The 18,756-nt window shown below is 72.3% G+C and carries 16 protein-coding genes and 1 tRNA gene; 8 read left to right on the top strand and 9 right to left on the bottom strand.

The window, feature by feature from the left end; translation table 11 throughout:
• Nucleotides 1-52 precede the first annotated feature (52 nt).
• On the bottom strand, nt 53-676 hold the full coding sequence (locus LO763_RS06730) for a response regulator (protein WP_230601192.1): 624 nt from the start codon (nt 674-676) through the stop codon (nt 53-55).
• Nucleotides 669-1,928 carry a GAF domain-containing sensor histidine kinase gene (locus tag LO763_RS06735; RefSeq protein WP_230601193.1) on the bottom strand — a complete coding sequence of 420 codons (1,260 nt, stop codon included), beginning with the start codon at nt 1,926-1,928 and terminating at the stop codon, nt 669-671. Before LO763_RS06735 ends, LO763_RS06730 begins: the two co-directional genes overlap by 8 nt.
• A 124-nt stretch (nt 1,929-2,052) precedes the next feature.
• On the opposite strand from LO763_RS06735, the gene LO763_RS06740 reads away from it, so the two are divergent.
• The 3 genes from LO763_RS06740 to LO763_RS06750 all read left to right on the top strand — a co-directional run bounded on the left by LO763_RS06740 (nt 2,053) and on the right by LO763_RS06750 (nt 4,317).
• The gene (locus LO763_RS06740; RefSeq protein WP_230601194.1) at nt 2,053-2,778 is read left to right on the top strand and encodes an SDR family NAD(P)-dependent oxidoreductase; all 726 of its coding nucleotides are present in this window, start codon (nt 2,053-2,055) and stop codon (nt 2,776-2,778) included.
• Nucleotides 2,775-3,785, top strand: coding sequence for an S-adenosylmethionine:tRNA ribosyltransferase-isomerase (locus tag LO763_RS06745; RefSeq protein ID WP_230601195.1), 1,011 nt, complete (start codon nt 2,775-2,777; stop codon nt 3,783-3,785). Before LO763_RS06740 ends, LO763_RS06745 begins: the two co-directional genes overlap by 4 nt.
• A 103-nt stretch (nt 3,786-3,888) precedes the next feature.
• On the top strand, nt 3,889-4,317 hold the full coding sequence (locus LO763_RS06750; protein ID WP_230601196.1) for a hypothetical protein: 429 nt from the start codon (nt 3,889-3,891) through the stop codon (nt 4,315-4,317).
• Between the two features lie 18 nt (nt 4,318-4,335).
• Here LO763_RS06750 and LO763_RS06755 read toward each other — a convergent pair whose 3' ends face one another.
• Complete coding sequence (locus tag LO763_RS06755) at nt 4,336-5,181, bottom strand: SDR family oxidoreductase (RefSeq protein WP_230601197.1); 846 nt, start codon at nt 5,179-5,181, stop codon at nt 4,336-4,338.
• A gap of 222 nt (nt 5,182-5,403) precedes the next feature.
• On the opposite strand from LO763_RS06755, the gene LO763_RS06760 reads away from it, so the two are divergent.
• Both LO763_RS06760 and LO763_RS06765 read left to right on the top strand, forming a co-directional pair.
• Nucleotides 5,404-6,165 carry a response regulator transcription factor gene (locus tag LO763_RS06760; RefSeq protein ID WP_230601198.1) on the top strand — a complete coding sequence of 254 codons (762 nt, stop codon included), beginning with the start codon at nt 5,404-5,406 and terminating at the stop codon, nt 6,163-6,165.
• Nucleotides 6,166-6,168: 3 nt separating this feature from the next.
• Nucleotides 6,169-7,572, top strand: coding sequence for a sensor histidine kinase (locus LO763_RS06765; protein WP_230601199.1), 1,404 nt, complete (start codon nt 6,169-6,171; stop codon nt 7,570-7,572).
• 326 nt (nt 7,573-7,898) lie between these two features.
• Here the strand turns inward: LO763_RS06765 and LO763_RS06770 are convergent, their stop codons facing one another.
• From LO763_RS06770 to LO763_RS06780, 3 genes are read right to left on the bottom strand one after another with little or no spacing between them, the layout of a single operon-like run.
• The gene (locus LO763_RS06770; RefSeq protein WP_230601200.1) at nt 7,899-8,696 is read right to left on the bottom strand and encodes an ABC transporter ATP-binding protein; all 798 of its coding nucleotides are present in this window, start codon (nt 8,694-8,696) and stop codon (nt 7,899-7,901) included.
• Nucleotides 8,696-9,760 carry a FecCD family ABC transporter permease gene (locus LO763_RS06775; protein WP_230601201.1) on the bottom strand — a complete coding sequence of 355 codons (1,065 nt, stop codon included), beginning with the start codon at nt 9,758-9,760 and terminating at the stop codon, nt 8,696-8,698. The genes LO763_RS06770 and LO763_RS06775 overlap by 1 nt, the downstream gene beginning before the upstream one ends.
• On the bottom strand, nt 9,757-10,836 hold the full coding sequence (locus tag LO763_RS06780) for a FecCD family ABC transporter permease (protein ID WP_230601202.1): 1,080 nt from the start codon (nt 10,834-10,836) through the stop codon (nt 9,757-9,759). Before LO763_RS06780 ends, LO763_RS06775 begins: the two co-directional genes overlap by 4 nt.
• Nucleotides 10,837-10,927: 91 nt before the next feature.
• Here LO763_RS06780 and LO763_RS06785 point away from each other — a divergent pair, with 91 nt between their 5' ends.
• Together LO763_RS06785 and LO763_RS06790 are read left to right on the top strand one after the other, a co-directional pair.
• On the top strand, nt 10,928-11,950 hold the full coding sequence (locus tag LO763_RS06785) for an ABC transporter substrate-binding protein (protein ID WP_230601203.1): 1,023 nt from the start codon (nt 10,928-10,930) through the stop codon (nt 11,948-11,950).
• A 131-nt stretch (nt 11,951-12,081) separates the two neighbouring features.
• Nucleotides 12,082-13,125 (top strand): ABC transporter substrate-binding protein, encoded by a 1,044-nt coding sequence (locus LO763_RS06790; RefSeq protein WP_230601204.1) that lies wholly within the window; start codon nt 12,082-12,084, stop codon nt 13,123-13,125.
• A gap of 84 nt (nt 13,126-13,209) precedes the next feature.
• Here LO763_RS06790 and LO763_RS06795 read toward each other — a convergent pair whose 3' ends face one another.
• Complete coding sequence (locus LO763_RS06795) at nt 13,210-15,441, bottom strand: hypothetical protein (RefSeq protein WP_230601205.1); 2,232 nt, start codon at nt 15,439-15,441, stop codon at nt 13,210-13,212.
• A gap of 175 nt (nt 15,442-15,616) precedes the next feature.
• Nucleotides 15,617-17,938 carry a rhamnogalacturonan lyase gene (locus LO763_RS06800; protein ID WP_230601206.1) on the bottom strand — a complete coding sequence of 774 codons (2,322 nt, stop codon included), beginning with the start codon at nt 17,936-17,938 and terminating at the stop codon, nt 15,617-15,619.
• Nucleotides 17,939-18,144: 206 nt separating this feature from the next.
• Between LO763_RS06800 and LO763_RS06805 the strand changes: the two genes are divergently transcribed.
• A tRNA-Val gene (locus tag LO763_RS06805) sits at nt 18,145-18,219 on the top strand.
• A gap of 67 nt (nt 18,220-18,286) precedes the next feature.
• On the opposite strand, the gene LO763_RS06810 is transcribed toward LO763_RS06805, so the two are convergent.
• A complete protein-coding gene (locus LO763_RS06810; RefSeq protein WP_230601207.1) occupies nt 18,287-18,742 on the bottom strand; it encodes a tyrosine-type recombinase/integrase in 456 nt (151 codons plus the stop codon).
• Nucleotides 18,743-18,756 lie beyond the last annotated feature (14 nt).

Raw genomic sequence — 18,756 nt, forward strand, 5'->3', positions numbered from 1 at the left:
TCTTATGCGGCCACGTTCGGTGAGGACTCAGTAGACGGTCGCGCTCGGCGATTCAGCCGATGCCGTGGCGGACCGCCCACAGCGCCGCCTGGGTGCGGTCGGCGGCGCCGATCCTGCGCAGGAGGTTCGTGACGTGGGTCTTCACGGTCTTCTCCGAGACTCCCAGGGCCCTGGCGATCTGGCGGTTGGTCTGGCCCTTCGCGATGAGGCCGAGGACCTGGTTCTCGCGCGGCGTCAGCGACGGGGCGGCCGGTGCGGTGGAGCCGTTCATCAGGCCCCGCATGGCGACCGGCGCGAGGAGCATCTGTCCGGCGTGGACGGTCCGGATCGCGCTCGCGAGCGCGTCGGGGTCGATGTCCTTGTACACGAAGCCCGCGGCGCCCGCGCCGATGGCGGCCGGGACGCGCTCGGCGTCGGCGGCCGAGGTGAGGACGAGGACGTTCGGGCCGTCGCCGGCGCCGAGGCGGTCGAGGACGCCCTGGCCGTCGAGGCCGGGCATCTTCAGGTCGAGGAGGACCACGTCGGGCCGGGTCTCGGCGATCGCCTTCAGGGCCTCCTCGCCGTCGCCGGCCTCGCCGACCACGGCGAAGTCGGGCTCGAGTTCGAGGTAGCCGCGCAGGCCCCGGCGGACCACGGGGTGGTCGTCGACGAGCAGCAGGCGGATGGGGTCAGCCACGGTCGTCCTCCTCGGTGTCGTCCCGGACGGCGCCGCCGTCGCGGGGGCCGCCTTCGGCGGCACTGGTTTCAGCAGCATCGTCTTCGGGGGCGCCGTTCTCGGGGGCGCCGTCTTCAAAAGGACTGTCGAGCAGCAGGGTCACGACCGTGCCCTCGCCGGGGGCGGTGGCCAGTTCGAGGTCGCCGCCGAGGGCCTTGGCGCGTTCGCGCATCGAGAGCAGGCCGAGGCCGCGCGTCGCGGCCTCGGCCGCGTCGAAGCCGACGCCGTCGTCGGCGATGCGGATGCGGTCGGTCGCGACCGTGACGGCGACGCGGCGCGCCCTGGCGTGGCGGAAGGCGTTGCCGAGGGCCTCCTGGACGAGCCGGAGCACCTCGACCTCGCCGTCGCGCGAGAGGTCCACCGGGGAGCGCACCTCGAAGGCGACCTCGGTGTCGTGCAGGCGGTCCAGGAGGGTGGCGTGGCGCCGGAGGGTCTCGACCAGGCCGTGGGCGTCGAGGTCGGCGGGCCGCAGCTCGACGATGACGCCGCGCAGTTCGCCGATCGCGTCGGCCGCGAGGGTCTCGACCTCGCCGAGACGCGCGGCGGCCGCCTCGGGGTCGGTGTCCACGAGCTTGCGGGCGGCTCGCGCCGAGAGGCGCAGGGAGAACAGCCGCTGCATGACCGCGTCGTGGAGTTCGCGGGCGAGCCGGTTGCGCTCCTCCACGACGGTGAGCTCGCGGCTGCGCTCGTACAGGCGCGCGTTGGTGATCGCGATGGCCGCGTGGGAGGCGAGCAGTTCGATGAGGTCGGTGTCGGACTCGGAGAAGCCGGGCCTGCCGAGGTCGTTGGTGAGGACGACGATGCCGAGGGTGCGGTCGCCGTCGCGGATGGGCACGCCCAGGAGGGCGGCCATGGCCGGATGGGCCTTGGGCCACCACCGGTAGCGCGGGTCGCGGCGCAGGTCGTCGAGGAGGATCGGCCCGGTCTCCTCGAGGATCGCGGCGAGCATGCCGTGCTGGCGCGGGAGCGGGCCGATCTTCAGGCGCCGCTCCTCGCCGATGCCGTCGGTGATGAACTCGGCGAAGCCGCCCTCGTCGTCGGGGATGCCGATGGCGGCGTAGTCGGCGCCGGCCAGGCGCCGGGCCGAGGAGACGATCACCTCGAGCACCTGGTGCACGGACAGGTGGCGGGTGATCGCGCCGACGGCCTCCGAGACCTCGCGCAGCAGCGCCATGGGCTCCCGGCAGGGATCGGTCGAGTGGGAGGCGGTCACGGTGCCAATCTAGTCGAGTCCGCGCCCGCCGGCCCTCGGTCGCTGGTCTTAGGACCTCCGGACCCGCGCCCACCGCGACCTCAGCCCGATGCGGGAGGCCTTAGGCGGCCATAGCGTGGCCCCCATGAGCGATTTCGAGAACCGCACCGCACTGATCACCGGGGCCTCCACCGGGCTCGGCGAGGCCCTCGCCGAGCGGCTCGCCGCCCGCGGCTGGCGCCTGATCCTCGCCGCCCGCGGCGAGGAGCGCCTGGCGAAGACCGCCGACCGGCTCGGCGCGACGTACCTGGCCGGGGACCTGGCCTACGATCCGGCGCACCGCGAGCGGCTGGTCGCACTGGCCCGGGGCCGGCTCGACCTGCTGGTCAACAACGCCTCGACGCTGGGCGAGGTGCCGCTGCCGACGCTGGCCGAGTCGGACCCCGAGACCTGGCCCGAGGCGTTCGAGCTGAACATGCGCGCCCCGATGCACCTGGCGCAGCTGGCGCTGCCGCAGCTGCGGGAGCGGGGCGGCGCGATCCTCAACGTCACCTCGGACGCGGCGACCGGGCCGTACCCGACCTGGGGCGTCTACGGCGCGTCGAAGGCCGCCCTCGACCAGATGTCCAATGTGCTCGGGGCGGAGGAGCCGTCCGTCGCGGTCTGGGCCGTCGACCCCGGCGAGATGTCGACCGCGATGCTCGCCGCCGCGGTCGGCGAGGCGGACGCGGCCGAGGCGGACCCGCCGGGCGAGGCCGCCGAGCGGATCGCGCGCGCCATCGGGTTCCGCTGGTGCGCCTGCGACCGCGACGCGCCCCCGAGCGGCCGGTTCGCCGCGAGCGACTACGCCGGAATCGAGGCGCACGAATGAGCACCACCTTGACCTCCCCGTTCGCGTTCGCGCTCGACGCCGCCCTGGAGGCGGACCGGCCCGCCGAGGCCCGCGGCGCCTCCCGCTCGGACGTGCGGATGCTGGTGACCGACAAGGCGACCGGCGCGATCGGGCACCACCGCTTCGACGACCTCCCGGCGCTGGTGCGCCCGGGCGACCTGCTCGTGGTCAACAACTCGGCGACGATGCCCGCGGCGGTCCCGACCCGCCAGGGGTGGCGGGTGCACTTCTCCTCCACGCGGCCGGACGGGTCGTGGCTGGTGGAGCTGCGCGACCGCGACCGGCCCTACCTGGGCGAGGTGCCCGGCCGGATCGTGGACCTGCCCGGCGGCGTCGAGCTGCACCTGGAGCGGCGGTACGGGAAGCGGCTGTGGGTGACGCGCCCGAAGCTCGCGTCCGTGCCGGACTACCTGGCGCGGCACGGCAGGCCGATCCGCTACTCCTACGTCGACCGCGACTGGCCGATCGGCGCCTACCAGACCGCGTTCGCCACGGTCCCCGGCTCGGCCGAGATGCCGAGCGCCGCGAGGCCGTTCACGCCCGAGATCGTGACCCGGCTGGTCTCGGCGGGCGTGGGGGTCGCGCCGATCACCCTGCACACCGGGGTGGCGTCGCTCGAGAGCGACGAGGACCCCTACCCGGAGTGGTTCGAGGTCGGCGAGTTCACGGCCAGGGCGGTGGGCGCGGCCAAGGCCGCCGGGGGCCGGGTGATCGCCGTCGGCACGACGGCGGTGCGGGCGCTGGAGAGCGCCGTCGCCGACGGCGAGGTCGCCGCGGCCTCGGGCCACACCGGCCGGATCGTCTCCCCCGCCGACCCCGTCCAGGTCGTGGACGGCCTGCTCACGGGCTTCCACGAGCCTCGGTCGACGCACCTGTCGATGCTCGAGGCGGTCTGCGACACCGGCCTGCTGCGCGAGTCGTACACGGCCGCGATCGAGGCGCGGTACCTCTGGCACGAGTTCGGGGACGTCCACCTCATCGCGTGAGGGCCGTCCCGCGCGGGCCCTCCGGACGGCGCCCCCGGGCCGGGGCCGGCAGTAGCATCGGTGCGGCGGCCGCGGCCGCCGCACCGAGTGAAAGGGGCCCGTGATGGCCTTCGATTCGATGAGGCCCGGGGACCGCCGGCCCGGACGGGGCCGGCGGCGCTTCGCGATCCCCGACACGCCCGCCGTCGCCGTGTTCACGGCGGCGGTGACGCTGGCCCTCGCGGTGGTCCTGTTCATCACGGCGCTCCCCGGCGAGGAGCGGGTCCTCTACTACGAGGGCGAGCGGGTCAGCCCGTCGGCGCTGTGCGAGACGACCGACGCGGACGGCGAGACCGTGCTGGGCGCGTGCGCCGAGCTCGGCGAGTTCGAGACCCGCCCCACCGGCTGGAGCGTGACGCCGCTGGTGATCGCGGTGGTCCTCGCCGGCCTCGCGGCCGTCGTCGTCGCCGGGGTCCCCAAGCAGGTGCGGGAGCGCCGCGCGGAGGAGGCCGCCCGCCTGGAGCGGATGACCGACGAGGACTTCAGGGGCTGAACCCGGTCCTGCGGAGGCTCAGTCGACGTAGATGTCGGGCTGGAAGTCGGTCTGGCCCGGGACGACCGCGTAGCCGTCCAGGTCGGTGACGCCCTCCTCGGCGAGGAGGTCCTCGACCAGGACCGCGTTGCCGGTGTACGTGTTCGGGTCGCGGGCGAGGACCGCCAGCGCGGCGTCGGCCACGATCGAGGGCTTGCGGCTGCGGTCGAGCATGGGCTGCCCGCCGAGGGCGAACTCGACGGCGGCGGTGGCGATGGTGGTCTTGGGCCACAGGCAGTTCGCGCCGACGCCCGGCTCGGTCTGGGCCGCCCCGAGGGTCATGATCGTCATGCCGTACTTGGTGGCGGTGTACGGGCCGCCGGCGAACCACTCGGGGTTCGTGTTCAGCGGCGGGCTGATCGTCAGCAGGTGGGCGTGGTCGGAGCCGCGCAGGTGCGGGAGGGCGGCGCTGACTGCGGCGAAGGTGCCGCGCAGGTTGACGCCCGCGATGAGGTCGAACTTCTTCAGGCTCAGCTCGCCGATGCCGGTGAGGTCGAGCGCGGAGGCGTTGTTGACGCAGGCGTCGAGCCCGCCGAACGCGGCCGCCGCCGAGTCGACCGCCTCGCCGACGGCGTCGGCGTCGCGCAGGTCGCCGACGATCGGGAGCGCCTCGCCCCCGGCCTCCTCGACGGCCTTCGCCGTCTCGTAGAGGGTCCCGGGCAGCTTGGGGTGGGGTTCGCCGGTCTTGGCGAACAGCGCGACCTTGGCGCCGGCCGCGCCGAGCGCGACGGCGATGGCCGCGCCGATGCCCCGGCTCGCGCCGGTGACGAACGCGGCCCGGCCGTGCAGGGGGTGGTCTTGGTGAGTGCCGTCGGCTGGCGCCATTGCTCTGCCTCCATGTGATCGATGTCCCCCCGAATACTACTAGTGAGTAACTTCCGGGGGAAGGCCCACCGGGACCGACACGCGGCCCGGTTGCTGAACGTCGGCTGAGAGCGCGTCCAGAACTCCCGTGGAAACGGCCGCGAACCCTTTCAGCGGCGCAAACGGTGAAATAGGCTGGCCGGGCAACCGATCGCGGACGCCACGAGTACTTAGGAGCGGTGGATGACTTCGACCAGCGGGCCTGCCGGGGCCACACCGCCTGCGGTGCCGCTCCGGGGCGACGGGTCCCCGGCGCGCCTCCTCGTCGTCGACGACGAGGAGAGCCTGGCCGACCTGCTGGTCGAAGCGCTCTCCTTCCAGGGCTACGAGGTCACCGCCGCCCGCTCGGGCACCGAGGCGATCGCCGCGGTCGAGTCGGACCGCCCCGACCTGGTCATCCTCGACGTCAACATGCCGGGCCTGGACGGCTTCGGCGTGGCCGACCGGATGCGCGCCTCCGGCGACGCGACCCCGATCATCTTCCTCACCGCCCGCACCGCCCCCGACGACCTGCGGGACGGCTTCGGCGCCGGCGGCGACGACTACCTCATGAAGCCCTTCCGGCTCGAGGAGCTCAGCCTGCGCGTCTCGGCGGTCCTGCGCCGGACCATCGGCCGCGAGGCGGCGTCCTCGCGCGGCGCCGACACCGTCGCGGTCGCCGACCTCGTCCTCGACCTCGCCGCGCACCAGGTGACCCGCGGCGGCAAGACCGTCGACCTCTCCCCCACCGAGTTCCGGCTGCTGCGCTACCTGGCGGCGAACGCCGGGCGCGTGGTCTCCAAGTCGGAACTGCTCAAGCAGGTGTGGGGCTACGACTTCGAGACCGAGTCGAGCCTGGCCGAGACCTACGTGTTCTACCTGCGCCGCAAGCTCGACAAGCTCGGCCCGCGGCTCGTGCACACCGTCAGGGGCGTCGGCTACATGCTCCGGCCCCCGCAGGCCTAGCCGATGGCCATCAGGACGAAGATCGCCGCGGCCATGGCGGTCCTGCTCATCGTGGCCGTCGCGATCATCGGCTTCGTGACGGTCCGGGCCGTCTCCGACAAGCTCACCGCGCAGGTCGACGAGCAGCTCCAGAAGGTCGCCAACAAGGACAACCTCACCATCTGGACCCAGTCGTTCCAGCGCTCGGACTCCGGCGACACCGGCCGGCCCGAACTCGCCTCCCCCTACGCGATGCTGCTGTTCGACAGCGAGGGCACCGTCGTCGAGAAGCTCCAGGCGGGCATCGCCAGCTCCCCGTACCCGCTGCCCGACATCGACACCGCCCCGGCGGTGGGCGAGTTCTCGAACGTGGAGTCCGTCGACGGCTCGATGACCTACCGCGTCTACGCCCAGGACTTCGTCAACACCAACACCGGCGAGACCTACACCTTCGCCGTCGCCGCCCCCCTCGTCGAGGTCCGCGCCTCGATCTCGACCCTGACGCGCACCGTCGTCATCACCGGGTTCGTCGTCGCCGCCCTCGGCATCCTCGCGGCGTGGGTCATCACCCGCCGGGGCCTGCACGTGGTCGACCACATGGTCGCCGACGCCGAGACCGTCGCGGCCGGGCACCTGGGCCACCGCATCACCGCCGCCGACCCGCGCACCGAGATGGGGCGGCTCTCCTCGGCGCTCAACCGGATGGTCTCGCGCCTGACCGACGCGATCGCCCAGCGCGACCGCCAGCACGGGCGCCTGCGCCAGTTCGTGGCCGACGCCGGGCACGAACTGCGGACCCCGCTGACCGCGATCGGCGGCTACGTGCAGCTCTACCAGTCCGGCGCGGCCGCCGAGGGCGAGAAGCTCGACCGGGCCATGGACCGGATCGGCTCCGAGAACGCGCGGCTGGCCAAGCTCGTGGACGACCTCATGGTCCTGTCGCGCCTCGACGAGGAGGTCGGCGGCGACCGCGAACTGGTGGAGGTCGCCCAGCTCGCCCGGGACGCCGTGGACGACGCCGAGGTCGCCGACGACACGCACCCCGTGGGGCTCGAAGCGGCCCAGGCGGTCACGGTGGTCGCCAACGAGGGCCAGCTGCGGCAGGTGCTGGTGAACCTGCTGACCAACGCCCGCGTCCACACGCCCGCGGGCACGGCCATCGACGTCTCGGTGGCCGAGGAGCGGGGCTGGGCCGTCGTGCGCGTGGCCGACCACGGCCCCGGCATCCCCGAGGAGCACCGGCAGAAGGTCTTCGACCGGTTCTACCGGGCCGACCCGTCGCGCTCGCGCGCCACCGGCGGCTCCGGGCTCGGGCTCGCCATCGTCTCCTCGATCGTCGCCGCCCACGGCGGCGAGATCAGGCTCGAGTCCGAAGCGGGGCAGGGGACGACGATCGAGGTGCGCCTGCCGGTCGCGCACCTGGAGTGACGGCGCGGGGCCGCGAACGCGCCCCTCGGGCCGGGCCGGGGCGCCCGATTCCGCGCGTCGAGCGCCGCATCGCAGACCGCGGTCGGGCTCGATGCCGTCGGGTCCTTCGCGCGAGCGCCCGGGCTCTACACCAAGACCCTCGCGCGAGTGCCCGGGCTCTACGCCAAGTCCCTCGCGCGAGCGCTCGGACTCTTACACAAGGTCCCTCGCGCGAGTGCCCGGGCTCTACGCCAAGTCCCTCGCGCGAGCGCTCGGACTCTTACACAAGGTCCCTCGCGCGAGCACCCGGGCTCTACACAAAGTCCCTCGCGCGAGCGCTCGGACTCTTACACAAGGTCCCTCGCGCGAGCGCTCGGGATGACCAGCGGCGTCCCCGACTCGGGATCGGCGATGATCCGGCACGGCAGGTCGAAGACCTCCCGCACGGTCTCGGCGGTGACGATGTCGGCCGGGGCGCCCTCGGCGACCACCGCGCCGTCGCGCATGGCGATGAGGTGCGTGGCGTAGCGGGCGGCCTGGTTGAGGTCGTGGAGGACCGCCACGAGGGTGCGGCCCTCGCGGTGGAGCTTCGCGCACAGGTCGAGGACCTCGATCTGGTGCGTGATGTCGAGGTAGGTCGTCGGCTCGTCGAGCAGCAGCAGCGGGGTCTGCTGGGCCAGGACCATCGCGATCCACACGCGCTGGCGCTGGCCGCCGGAGAGCTCGTCCACGCCGCGCGCGGCCAGCTCCGTGATGTCGGTGGCGGCCATGACCTCCGCGACGACGCGCTCGTCCTCGGGCGACCACTGCCGCAGGATGCCCTGGTGCGGGTAGCGCCCGCGCGCGACGAGGTCGGCGACGGTGATGCCGTCGGGGGCGATCGGCGACTGCGGGAGCAGGCCGAGCCGGCGGGCCACGGCCCGCGTGGGCTGCGAGTGGATGTCCTTGCCGTCGAGCAGGACCCGCCCGGCGGAGGGCTTGAGCATCCGGGCCAGGGCCTTCAGCAGGGTCGACTTGCCGCACGCGTTGGGCCCCAGGATGACCGTGAACTCCCCTTCGGGGATGTCGACGTTCAGGCCCTCGCTGATGGCGACGCGGCCGTACCCGATCGTCGCGTCCTGCGCGGCCAGCGGACTAGCGGTCACTACATGACCCCTTTCTTGCGTTGGGCGATGAGCAGCCAGATGAGGTAGACGCCGCCGAGGACGCCGGTGACGACGCCGGTGGGCAGCTGGCGTTCGCCGATGCCCGCCACGGCGATCATGTCCGCGGCGGTGACGATGAGGGCGCCGATCGCACCTGAGCACAGGAGGCTCCGGGTCGAGCCGGTGAGCCGGGCGGCGATGTGCGGGGCGGCGAGCGCCACGAATGCGAGCGGACCGGCCACGGCGACGGCCCCGGCGGTGAGGATCGAGGCGGTGACCAGGGCAATCATGCGCGAGGCACCGACGCGGACGCCGAGACCGGTCGCGGTGGCCTCGCCCAGGCGCAGCGCGTCCAGGCTCCGGGAGAGGACCGCGACGACCGCGATGCCGGCGGCGAGCACGATCGCGACGGCCCCGGCCTGGTCCCAGTCGCGGCCCGAGAGGTCGCCGGTGAGCCAGTAGACCGCACGGAAGGCGTCCACGATGGAGGTGCGGGTGAGCAGGTAGCCGTTGACGCCCGCGAGGATCGCGGCGACGCCGATGCCGACGAGCACGAGCCGGTAGCCGGACGGGTCGCCGCCGCGCGTGAGCGCCCAGATGAGCAGGCCGGTCGCGAGGGCGCCGGCCGCGGCGAACACGGTGGTGAGCTGGAGGGAGGAGGCCGTCAGGATGATCGCGACCAGCGCGCCCGAGGTCGCCCCCTGGGTCAGGCCGAGGATGTCGGGGCTGCCGAGGGGGTTGCGGGTGAGGTTCTGGAACAGGGCCCCGGACAGGCCCATGCAGGCGCCGACGGCGATGCCCGTGGCCAGGCGCGGCAGGCGCAGCTCCCAGAGGATGAACTCGTCGCCCTTGGTGCCCTGGCCGGTCAGCGCGTCCCAGACCCGTTCGAGGCCCAGCGCGGTCGAGCCGGTCGCGGCCGACCACAGGGCGACCGCGGCCAGGGCGGCGAGGGAGCCGAGGACCGCCAGGAGGGTGCGGTGGCGGACGCGGACGGAGAGGCCGCCGAGGCGCAGGGCCGTGGCCCGCCCGGCGCCCTCGGCGTGCGGGGCGGTCGCTGCGGTCACAGGCGGGCCACCTTCCTGCGGCTGACGAGGTAGAGGAAGAACGGGCCGCCGAAGACGGCGCAGACGATGCCGACCTGGACCTCGCCGGGCCGGGCGATCACGCGGCCGAGGACGTCGGCCGCGACCAGGAACGCCGCGCCCGCCAGGGCCGAGTAGGGCAGGACCCAGTGCTGGTCGGGGCCGGTGAAGGACCGGACCACGTGCGGGACGACGAGGCCGACGAAGACGATCGGGCCGCACACCGCCGTGGCGGTCCCGGCCAGGATGGTGATGACCGCGATGCCCGCGACCCGCAGCACGCGCGGGTCGACGCCGAGGCCCGTGGCGGTCGCGTCCCCGAGCGCGAGGGCGTTCAGCGGCCGGGCCAGGAGCACCCCGGCGGCGCTCGCGACGGCGATGAGGAGCACCACCGGGAGCATCGGGGCGACGTGGGCGTTGACGAGGGAGCCGACCGACCAGAACCGCATCTGGTCGAGGGTGGCCGCGTCCATGAGCTGGATCGCCGAGACGTAGGCGTATCCGGCGGCGGTGACCGCGGCGCCCGCCAGCGCGAGCCGGGCGGGGGTCGCCGAGGCCGCCCCGGCGATGAGGTAGCAGGCCACGGCCGCGACCGCGGCGCCGACGAAGGCGAAGGAGATGGTGCCGAGGAAGCCGAAGGAGCCGATGAAGTACGAGGCGGTGACGACGGCGACCGCGGCGCCGGTGTTGACGCCGAGGAGCCCGGGGTCGGCGAGGGGGTTGCGGGTCATGGCCTGCATGAGCGCCCCGGCCAGGCCGAGGGCGGCCCCGGCGGCGAGGCCGAGGACGGTGCGCGGCAGGCGCAGCTCGGTGACGACGGGGTAGGCGTCCGAGGCGGGGTCGGCGAGGCCGTCCCACACCTCCCCCAGGCCCATGGCGCGCGAGCCCACGGCGACGCTGAGGACGGCGAGGGCGCAGAGGGCGCCGGTGAGGACGAGGAGGCCGGAGACCCTGCGGGCGGTGCGCGATCGCGGCGCCGGTTCGCTCGGGCCCCTTGCGGGGTCCAGACCTGCCGGGGTGGGCCGGGCCTGGTCCCGGGTGCGCTGCGCGGTTGACAAGTGCGGTCTCCGGAGGGATATCGGCTGCGGTTTTGTTTAGGCTAACCTAACCACGATAGCCCCGTCCTGTTCGCCCTCGAAGGAGTTCGACGTGCCACTCCGGTCCCGCGCCCTCACCCGCCGTCACCTGCTCGCCTCCACCGGCGGCCTCGGCGCCGCCTCGGTCCTGGCCGCCTGCGGCTCCGGCGAGGCGGACGAGAACGACGAGAACGGCGGCTCGGGCCCGTTCTCCTTCGTCGACGAGCGCGACCAGGAGGCGGTCGAGCTCGACCACACGCCGAGCAGGGTCGTCGCGTTCACCGGCCTGGCCGCGGCCCTCTACGACTACGGTGTGGAGGTCGCGGCCGTCTTCGGCCCCACCACGCTGGCCGACGGCGCCCCCGACATCCAGGCCGGGCGGATGCCCGTGGAGGACTTGGAGATCCTCGGCAACGCCTGGGGCGAGTTCGACGTCGAGGCCTACGCCGCGATCGGCCCCGACCTCATCGTGTCCCACTACTACGAGGGCTTCGACCTGTGGTTCGTGCCCGAGGAGCGCCTCGAGGAGGTCCAGTCGCTCGCGCCGGGCATCGGCATCGAGGTCTCGCTGCCGACCCTGGACCAGATCATCGACCGGCACGCGCAGCTGGCCGAGGCCCTCGGCGGCGACATGGACTCGGACGCGAACGTGGCGGGCGTCGAGCGCTTCGGCGCCGCCGCCGGGGCGGTGGCCGCCGCGGTCGCCGACCGGCCGCTCAAGGCCATGGCGGTCGGCGCCTGGCCCGACGGGCTGTACATCGCCAACCCGCCCACCTTCACCCTGCTCGCCAAGTGCGTCGAGCTCGGCGTCGACCTCGTGGTCCCCGAGAACCCCGATCAGAACGACTACTGGGAGCTCCTGTCCTGGGAGAACGTCGACAAGTACGAGGCGGACGTCATCTTCGTGGACCAGCGCACCGGGAACCTCCAGCCCGAGGAGCTGCTGGCCGAGTACCCGACCTGGGCGGCGCTGCCCGCCGTGGAGGCCGGGCAGGTGTACACGTGGAACGCCGAGCCGGTCTACTCGCACGTCGGCGGCGCGGTCGAGCTGGAGGCGCTCGCCGGGAGCCTCGCCGAGGCGCAGCCGCTCGAGTAGGAGGGCGGGGGACGTGGCTGACGCCACGTGAGGACCCCGGTCCGGAGGGTCGCCGTACGATTAGGTTAGCCTAACCTCGGTTCGTTCGGGCCGGGCCCGACCCCCGCCCGCCCTTCGTGAAGGAGACACACATGGCTTTCGACGCCGACAGCGTCAAGATCGGCCGCCGCGGCCTGCTCGCGGGCGGCGGCGCCCTCGGAGTGACCGGCGCCCTGGCCGCCTGCGGCGGCGGCGAGGACGAGTCCGACTCCGGCGCCGAGTCGACCGGCCCCTGGGAGTTCATCGACGACCGCGGCGAGACCGCCGAGCTCGACCGCGTCCCCGCCAAGATCGTCGCCTTCACCGGCATGGCCGCCGCGCTGCACGACTTCGGCGTCGAGGTCCCGGCCGTCTTCGGCCCCACCACCAACGAGGACGGCTCCCCCACCACGCAGGCGGGGAACCTCCCCGTCGACGAGCTCGAGGTCTTCGGCAACGTCTTCGGCGAGTTCGACGTCGAGGCCTACGCCGCCTACGGGCCCGAGGTCTTCATGTCGCACTACTACATCGACCCCGCCGCCCTGTGGTACGTGCCCGAGGCCAGCGCCGCCGACATCACGGGCCTCGCCCCGGTCGTGGCGCTCAGCGCCAACGACGAGGCCCTGTCGAACACGCTCGACCAGGTGATCGGGCGCCACGCCGAACTCGCCGAGAGCCTCGGCGCGGACCTCGAGTCCGATGAGAACACCGCGAGCAGGGAGCGGTACGACGCGGCCGTCGAGGCCCTCAGGGCCGCCGCCGCGGCGAACCCGGTGAAGGTCCTCGCCTGCGCCGCCGCCGCGGACACGTTCTACGCCTCCAGCCCGAACATGGGCAACGACACCCGCTTCTTCCTGGAGCTGGGCGTCGACATCGTCGTGCCCGACGCGCTCGACGCGGCCACCGGGAGCTACTTCGAGTTCCTCTCCTGGGAGAACGCCGACAAGTACGACGCCGACCTGCTCCTGCTCGACAACCGGGTCCAGTCGCTCCAGCCCGACCAGCTCACCGACTTCCCGACCTGGAACGCCCTCCCGGCCGTCCAGGAGGGGCAGATCGTCGGCTGGGAGGCCGAGCCGATGTACTCCTACGGCCTCGCCGCCGCCTCCATCGAGGCCCTGGCCGAGGCGATCACGAACGCGAAGAAGCTGTTCTGAGGCCTTCCTGAAGAGCCGCAACCGGAGAATGCAGAGTGAGAGGGGGCGGGACCGCGTGGTCCCGCCCCCTCGCTTGCGCCGGAACTACTTCAGGTCGATGGTGACGACCTCGGGGTCGTGGTCCGAGACGCCGTACCTGCCGTAGGCGGGCTCTTCGCCGAACGCGGACGCGTCGGCCGGGTAGTCGGCGTTGACGTGCGCCGACACCGCGGACTCGACCTCGCGCAGCAGGCGCGGGGAGGCCCACATCTGGTCGAGCGTCTGCGCCTGCCCCATGTAGGTGTAGGAGTAGGCGGCCTCGGGGTGGTCCTCCAGCATGACGTCGTAGAGGCTGCGGAGCCCTGAGTCCTCGTAGAGGCCCGCGAGCTGGTCGGACGGGCCGACCCAGTCGCCCGCGATGGTCCGGCCCTCCGCGAACGGGTCGTCGGGGCGCGGGAAGACGTTCAGGTCGCCGCCGGCCAGGACCTTCGCCTTCCGGTCGTCGTCCAGGATCGCGGCGCTGATCGCGGCCAGGTAGTTCGCCTGCTCGGTGCGGTGCAGCACGCGGGTGTCCGGGCCCGAGGAGAAGTGGTTGTTGATCAGGTAGATCTCCTCGGTCTTGTGGCCCCGCTTGTCCTTGAGGTAGAACTTGGCGACCTGCGAGGGGCGGCTGAACACGTCGAAGCCGTTGCAGGCGTAGACGCCCGAGTTCGTGCACTGCTCGACGACCGCGTCCGGCAGCGCCGCGTTGAGGGCCTTGGGGTTCTCGACGTCGGCGTTGATCTCGTCGGCCTCGGTCGGGTAGTCGACCTCCGGCTCGTCGCCGAGGACCGGGTCCCGGTGCTCGGCCTTCGACAGGCCGGCCAGGTCGGGCCGGTACAGGAAGCCGGTCATGATGCCGCGGGTGTCGGCCGAGTCGAGGTCGCCGGCGGCCTTGTAGGTCGGGCCGCCGTGCTCGGCGATGAGGAGCGCGAGCTCCTGGAGCGAGTCGGGGGCGCCGTCACTGTGCTCGTTCGCGTCGCCGGCGTGCTCGAGGTCGCAGACCAGGCGGTCCTCGCCGAGGTCGGAGCGCTTCGTCCACTCGGGGTTGACCGAGCAGACGTCCTGGGCCTCGCCCTCCTGGGTCATGAGGATCGCCGGGCTGTGCAGGTCGTCGACGATCTGGGCGGCCTCGCGCTCCATGCGCGCCTCGTACTCCGCGTAGGAGGACGGCACGTAGTCGAAGGGCGGGTCCACGTCGCCCTCGGGGTCCTCGGCGTCGACGCAGCCCGCGTCGCCCTCGAAGTCGCACTCGGAGTCGGGGTTGTCGCGCACGTCGTAGAGGTTCTCGATGTTGTACGAGGCGATCGCGGCCTCGTGCCTCCCGACCGGTTCGACCGGCTCGTTCCCGGCCGGCTCCAGGCCGCCCTCGAGCGCGAGGTCCTCGGCGACCTGGATGGCGTACTTGGCGAACGAGAGGTACACGCCGCCGGTGTTCGCCTCGGTGATGACGTCGTAGGTCTTCGCGGGGGCGATGATCGCGTCGGTGGTCCCCTCGGTGGCGCGGAGGCCCAGGTCGCCCATGACGAACAGGTAGCCGTTGCCGTCGTCGAAGCTCCCTTCGACGGTGTCGAGCGGGTGCGCGTCGCGGTAGGCGCGGGCCGCGTAGCCGTCCTGCTGGGCCGCGGCGCTGTCGCCGCGCATGGCCCAGACCTCGCCGCCGCTGGAGAACACGTCGCGGCCCGCGGTGACCACCGAGTCGGCGGGGACGGTGAGCTGCATGCCGAGGTGACGGCGGAAGTACTCCTTGGAGGCCGCGGCGTCGTCGGGGGCGTCGACCTCGGCGGCCTCGACCTCGGCGAGCGGGTCGAGCCCGGTCGCGACCACGTCCTGGACGAAGGTGGAGCCGCCGCTGAACTGGATGTTCCCGAAGTAGGTGCCGACCACCGCGCGCACCACGATCTCGTCGCCCACGCTCACGGTCCAGTCGGCTCCCAGCTCCTCCTGTGCGGGCGAGCCGTTCAGGGTGCGGATCGTGGAGTACCGGTTGTTGAACACGAAGATGCCGTCCGAGGAGTTCGGGTCGCCGTCGGTGGCGTCGGCCCGCTCCTGGAGGAAGAAGCCCCGGTTGCCGGAGGGGTCGAGGGTCTCCTGGGTGACCACGCCCTGGACGTACACGGTCTCGCCGGCCAGCGGCGAGGTGAAGTCGGTGTCGCCGTCGGCGATGGAGCCCTGGACCTCGCCGATGTGGACGAGGTCGACCTGGGCTTGGGCCGGGGCGGCGAACACGAATCCGGCGGCGCCGATGACCGCCGCGCCCGCGGCCGCCGCCGCGAAGCGGGCTCTGAGGGACTGCACAGGAAGGCTCCATGTCGTAAGGCCTCGGCGGGCCGAGGCGGGATGACGGGGCGGTACTCACTCAACCGCAACAGGGGGTCGAGCGCAAGACCTCCGAGTGAATTCCTCGTATCATCCCATGTCTAGCGGCGAAAAAGGGCGGGACGCCCTTCCGGGCGCCCCGCCTCGTCTCGTACTAGTGCCGGTAGCGCGGCGTCCAGTGGTCGGGCACGGCCACGTCGCCGAAGTCCATGTCCGAGCCGAGGTAGAAGCTCGTGTACTGCGGCTGGTTGTAGGTCGTCTGCTGGGTCGCGACGCCCACGCGGTACTGCGGGTCGTGCATGAGCGTGAAGAGCTTGTGGTCGGTGACCTCAGTGGACAGGAAGACCCTGATCGCACTGGAGTCCTCGGTGCGGACCAGCAGCTCCTCGCGCCAGTCGCCGAGCACGTCGGCCACCAGGCCGGGGTTGCCCTTCGTGTAGTTGTTCGTGAGCGTGCCCGCCGCGTCGAGCACGACGCCGTCCTGGTAGTCGCGGATCGTCGTGGTCTCGACGGTGGCGGCGTCGGCGCCGTGGACGAGCTGCGTCGTCAGGTCGGCGTCCCAGCGGATGCTCATGTTGGTGCCCGGTGCGGCGCCCTCGATCGGCTCGCCGGCGGCCGTGAACAGGCCCTCGGGGTTGCCGGCCTGGTCCGGCGGCAGGCCGGCCCACGCCTCCAGGCCCGGCGTCGACGGGTCGATGTCGCCGACCATGCCGCGGCCGGTGTCGCGGCCGGTGTAGCCGCCCCACAGGACCTCTCCGGTCTCGGCGTCGCGCATGGCGTAGCCGTAGGGGGCCCAGGCACCGCCCTCGAAGACCGAGAAGATCTCGAGCCCTTCATGGTCGGGGTCGAAGTCGCCCACGTGCAGGGCGTCGCCGTGGCCGAGCTTGGCCAGGGCGCCCGGGTTGCCCGAGCCCTCGGGCATGGTCGCGTACGACGAGTACAGCAGCGAGCCGTCGTCGTCGAGGGTGGCGGCCCCGTAGACGATCTCCTGCCTGCCGTCGCCGTCCACGTCGGCCGCGGCCAGGGAGTGGTCGCCCTGCGTCGTCAGCGTCCCCCACTCGGGGTCGGGGCCCTCGACGCCGTGCGGGCCGTCGTTGAACGGGTTCGACATCGGCGCGTGGCCGGAGTCGGCCTGCCAGCGCTCCTCGAGGTTCCGGCCGTCCCAGTCGACCGCGGTGATCGTGGCCCGGGTGTAGTACCCGCGGGCGAAGATCGCCGAGGGGTGCTCGCCGTCCAGGTAGGCGACGGCGGACAGGAAGCGGTCGACCCGGTTGCCCGGCTCGATGCGCGACATCGCGTAGTCGCCCCACAGGAGGCCGTCGTCCCCGCGCTCGACCGGGAAGTCGATCGTGTCCATCTCGAGGCCGGTGCGGCCGTTGAAGACCGTCAGGTACTCAGGGCCCGACAGGATGAAGCCCTCGAAGTTCCGCAGCTGGTTCCGCGAGGACCGCGACGGCGCGTAGACGTCGATGAAGTGGTCGGCGAGCGCCTCCGCGTCCTCCTCCGAGAGCGGGTAGGCGAAGTCGAACCGGTCCTCGGCGCCGAGCGCGGCCTCGATGGTCGCGGGCCAGTCGCCGTTCACGACCTCGGGGTGGTCGCTCCAGCCCTGGAAGACCTCCACCAGGTGCTCGTAGTAGCCCTCGGCGGAGAGCCGGTAGTCGTCCTCGTGCGTGACGCCGGCCCTGCGGTCGTCACGGGGCAGGGTGATGTACTCCTCCTTGCCGTGCTTCACATAGGAGGTCGACTTGGTGCCCGGCGCGGTCTTGAGCATGACCTCCGAGATGCCGTCGCCGTCGTAGTCGTAGACCTGGAACTGGGTGTAGTGCGCGCCCGCGCGGATGTTCACGCCCAGGTCGATGCGCCACAGCAGCTCGCCCTCCAGCGTGTAGGCGTCCAGAAGGACCGGGCCGGTGTAGCCGACCTGCGAGACGTCCTTCGAATTGCTCGGGTCCCACTTGACGACGTACTCGTAGTCGCCGTCGCCGTCCAGGTCGCCGGGGCTGATGTCGTTGGCCTTGTACGTGTACGCCTCCCCTGCGGGGGTGACACCGTCCTCGGGCTTCTCGAGCGGGATGTCCAGGTACCCCTGCGACCAGGGCTCGACGGTGTCCGAGACGTCGTCGCGGCCGCGCTTGACGGCGACGACCTTGTACTCGTCGTCCCCGTCGCCGCGGGCGTCGAGGTAGTTGGTGGAGTCGGCGACGGTGGCGATCTTCTTGCCGTTCCGGTAGACCTTGAAGGTCGCGCCCTCAAGACCTGAATCGTTATAACCGGTCACCTCGTCGGCGAGCATACGCCAGCTGAGGAAGACGCCGTCCTCGGTCTGGGCCGCGACCAGGCCGCGGTCGAGCCGTTCGAGCTGGATCTCGTCACGGTGGCCGCCGTGGCCCTGAGCGGAGGCCGTGAACCCGGCCCCGGCCAGCGCACCGACCAGCGACACGGCGACGATCCTGCGAAACGTTGTGGGGGGACTCATCGAAGGGGCTCCTCGAATTCGTGCGAGGCCAGCGGAAACACATCGAGGGGACGCGCGCCCGAACCTCAATTGAAACGATTTAACGCATCGAACCCTATCGACACAGCCCCCTCCTGTCAAGATCCGAGGCCCATGTGACCGCCGCTATCCCCAACCCCCCACCGCCGCACCTCGGCAGAGACTCCGGTACAGTTATGCCTCGTCCCGGTCGATTAGCTCAGCGGGAGAGCACTCGCTTCACACGCGAGGGGTCACTGGTTCGATCCCAGTATCGACCACCAGCACAAAGCCCCGGCCACTAGAGCCGGGGCTTTCGCGTAGGAGCCAAAAAGGGAGCCAATCACCCTCTCAGCTGGACTCCTCCAGCGTCTCGCCGAACACCTCATCCAGCAGGTCAGCGCCCTTGGTGATGACCGGCCGGAGCTGGTGACGGTAGACCGTCCGCGTGGTCGAAGTCTTCTTATGGCCGACCACATCGGCGATCAACTCCTCGGCCGCGCCCTGGTCGGACATCCACGACACGAACGTATGCCGCAGCTCCCGCGGTGTCCAGTTCCCTTCCACTTCAGCGTCTTCAACGATGGTCTGGAAGTAGCGGCGCACGTTGCCCGCGTCCTTCACGGAGTCGTTCCGCGTGCCGAAGACGTAGACGATGCCCTCGCGAACGTGACCGTTCCGCTCGCGAGACTCGACCTGCCTACGGCGGTAGTCGGCGAGGATCGCGACCACATACCCAGGTAGGGCGATCGTGCGGCGGCTCTTCTCATTCTTGGTCTCGCCCTTCTTGCGGACCGAGCGCCACACCTCGACGTGCGCCG

It is taken from the genome of Glycomyces amatae, from assembly GCF_020991375.1.
GTDB lineage: Bacteria > Actinomycetota > Actinomycetes > Mycobacteriales > Micromonosporaceae > Glycomyces > Glycomyces amatae.

Excerpts from the sequence above, each read along its gene's own strand:
- LO763_RS06800 (WP_230601206.1), bottom strand. The coding sequence starts at position 17,938 with ATGAGTCCCCCCACAACGTTTCGCAGGATCGTCGCCGTGTCGCTGGTC.
- LO763_RS06755 (WP_230601197.1), bottom strand. The coding sequence starts at position 5,181 with ATGGCGCCAGCCGACGGCACTCACCAAGACCACCCCCTGCACGGCCGG.
- LO763_RS06745 (WP_230601195.1), top strand. The coding sequence starts at position 2,775 with ATGAGCACCACCTTGACCTCCCCGTTCGCGTTCGCGCTCGACGCCGCC.
- LO763_RS06750 (WP_230601196.1), top strand. The coding sequence starts at position 3,889 with ATGGCCTTCGATTCGATGAGGCCCGGGGACCGCCGGCCCGGACGGGGC.
- LO763_RS06765 (WP_230601199.1), top strand. The coding sequence starts at position 6,169 with ATGGCCATCAGGACGAAGATCGCCGCGGCCATGGCGGTCCTGCTCATC.
- LO763_RS06790 (WP_230601204.1), top strand. The coding sequence starts at position 12,082 with ATGGCTTTCGACGCCGACAGCGTCAAGATCGGCCGCCGCGGCCTGCTC.
- LO763_RS06760 (WP_230601198.1), top strand. The coding sequence starts at position 5,404 with ATGACTTCGACCAGCGGGCCTGCCGGGGCCACACCGCCTGCGGTGCCG.
- LO763_RS06740 (WP_230601194.1), top strand. The coding sequence starts at position 2,053 with ATGAGCGATTTCGAGAACCGCACCGCACTGATCACCGGGGCCTCCACC.